The 845-nt window shown below is 43.9% G+C and carries 2 protein-coding genes; both read left to right on the top strand.

Features of this window, described 5'->3' with window-relative positions; genetic code table 11:
• A partial coding sequence (gene parA / locus AAEY83_RS12740; RefSeq protein WP_351059244.1) for a ParA family partition ATPase occupies positions 1-524 on the top strand: 524 nt, incomplete at its 5' end.
• Positions 521-724, top strand: a complete 204-nt coding sequence (locus AAEY83_RS12745; RefSeq protein WP_025643755.1) for a hypothetical protein — start codon at positions 521-523, stop codon at positions 722-724. The genes parA and AAEY83_RS12745, both read left to right, overlap by 4 nt.
• The last annotated feature ends 121 nt before the right edge of the window (positions 725-845 follow it).

The following is an 845-nucleotide window of genomic DNA, read 5'->3' on the forward strand; positions in this document are numbered from 1 at the left end:
GCAGTGCTCGCGATTGGAGAGCTGTTAATGAAGACAATCCTGTTCCTGTTATCGGCCTTGATAGGCCAACGCTTGATAAGGATTTAAAAAATGTTTCCGATAAAGAGTTCGTCGTAATTGATGGCTCACCGCAAGCGACCAATTTGGCACTATCTGCCATAAAAGCCGCTGACTTTGTGTTGATACCCGTACAGCCAAGCCCCTATGATGTATGGGCGACCAGTGATTTGGTTGATTTGGTGCAGCAGCGCATCGAGATGACCGATGGTAAGCTCAAAGCCGCCTTTGTGGTCTCTCGCGCGATCCAAAACACTAACATCGGCAAAGAAGTTGCCGCAGTGCTACAAGATTATAATCTGCCCGTTCTTGATGCCAGAATCGTGCAGCGGGTCAGCTATCCAAATAGCGCTTCAGTTGGCAAAACGGTATTTGAGACAGAATCTGCTAAGAGCAGTGCCGTGACTGAGATCACGCAACTGGTCAACGAGGTTAAAACGTTTTTTGATAAGGAAGTAGAGTTATGAAAGCTGGCCGCCCAAGTAAAGATAAAAAAGACGCGCTTGAGTTGTCTGACGTCACTGATAAGCCTAAAAAGAGCACACGAGTCAATTTCAATCTTGATGAAGATACCTACTTTGAGCTTAAACAATACGTCCTTGATAATCGCACAACCGTCACTAAGCTACTCACTGAGATGATTGAGTCACGGCTGAATGAGCGTTAATATCCATCCATAGCGTTGATTTTTAATAATTTATTGTAGGTATATATACACCTATACACCTATACACCTATACACCTATACACCTATACACCTATACACCTATACACCTATACACCTATAC

Source organism: Psychrobacter sp. TB20-MNA-CIBAN-0197 (genome assembly GCF_040309765.1).
GTDB lineage: Bacteria > Pseudomonadota > Gammaproteobacteria > Pseudomonadales > Moraxellaceae > Psychrobacter > Psychrobacter submarinus.

What these genes read in the sequence shown, in the direction of transcription:
- AAEY83_RS12745 (WP_025643755.1), top strand. Translation starts at nt 521, where the DNA reads ATGAAAGCTGGCCGCCCAAGTAAAGATAAAAAAGACGCGCTTGAGTTG.